1 protein-coding gene is annotated in these 1,312 nt (G+C 59.0%); it reads left to right on the forward strand.

The window, feature by feature from the left end; translation table 11 throughout:
• Positions 1 to 53 precede the first annotated feature (53 nt).
• A protein-coding gene (locus G3N61_RS39090; RefSeq protein ID WP_205825118.1) for an IS3 family transposase occupies positions 54 to 1,276 on the forward strand; the annotation gives its coding sequence in 2 pieces (ribosomal slippage) (positions 54 to 419 and positions 422 to 1,276; 1,221 coding nt in all).
• Positions 1,277 to 1,312 lie beyond the last annotated feature (36 nt).

Genomic DNA, 1,312 nt, shown 5'->3' on the forward strand with positions numbered 1-1,312 from the left:
TGACCCGTCCTGAAATAGGTTGACACTTTTTCGCGGAAACGAAGAGGTGCCAAGTGGAGCAAGAGATCAAGCGAACGCAGCGGGACTACAGCCTAGCTTTTAAGCTATCAGTGGTCGAGCAGGTCGAAAAGGGCGAACTGACGTACAAAGAGGCGCAGCGCCGCTACGGAATCCAGGGGCGCTCGACCGTGCTGGTATGGTTACGTAAGCACGGCTTGCAGGATTGGGCCGATCCATCCGGCCGTGCGCGATCGGGTTCCATCATGCCAAAGCAAGACTCAAAGCCGCTCACACCGGAGCAGCGCATCAAGGAGTTGGAGACACAGTTGCGAGAAGCGCAGGAGAAATCCGCACTGTTCGAGGCGGTGATCGACGTGATGCGCAAGGACTACGGAATCACCGTAAAAAAGCCTTCGGGCAGGTCGTCGCGCAAAAGCGGATCAAAAAGCTGAGCGTCGAGCGAGCCTGCCGATACATGGGCATCAGCCGCCAAGCGTATTACAAGCGTTTCCAACGTGAGGAACGTCGCTGCTCGCAGGCCGAGACCGTGACGGCGCTGGTGCGGGATGTACGGCTGCGTCAGCCCAGACTTGGGACACGAAAACTGCATCATCTGCTCGGGCCAGCGTTGGTTGAGCGCGGCATCAAGCTGGGGCGAGATCGGCTGTTCGATGTACTGCGCTGCGCGCGCCTGCTCGTCGTGCCCCACCGGGCGTACCACAAGACAACGCAAAGCCATCATCGCTTCCGGCGCCATCCGAATCTGCTGAAACCGGGACCCGATCAGATCGTGCCGACCGGCCCTGAACAGGTATGGGTGGCCGACATCACGTACCTGCCGACGGCTGGCCCGTTTGTATATGTGAGTCTCGTCACGGATGCGTTCTCGCGCAAGATCGTCGGCCATCACGTTCACGATAGCCTGCAAACCGAGCAGGTCAGTCAGGCGCTCAAGAAGGCATTGCGCAGGCGCCGGAGCGGGCAGCCGTTGATCCACCACTCCGATCGCGGGGCCCAATACTGCTCGACCTACTATCAGGACATCCATCGACGTCACGGCTTGCGCTGTTCAATGACTGACGGGTACGACTGCTATCAGAACGCTCTGGCCGAGCGGGTCAACGGCATCCTCAAGGGTGAGTTCCTGTTGCAACGTCCTGTTGACCTTGAGCAGGCTGCCAAGATGGTCGAACAGTCGGTGCACATCTACAACCATGAGCGACCACATGCCGCCCTGAAATACAAAACGCCCGATGCGGTGCATCGGGCGTTCTAGTGCCTGGATACTGTCAACCTATTCCAGGACTTGACA

The sequence above is a fragment of the Burkholderia sp. Ac-20349 genome, from assembly GCF_017104865.1.
GTDB lineage: Bacteria > Pseudomonadota > Gammaproteobacteria > Burkholderiales > Burkholderiaceae > Burkholderia > Burkholderia aenigmatica.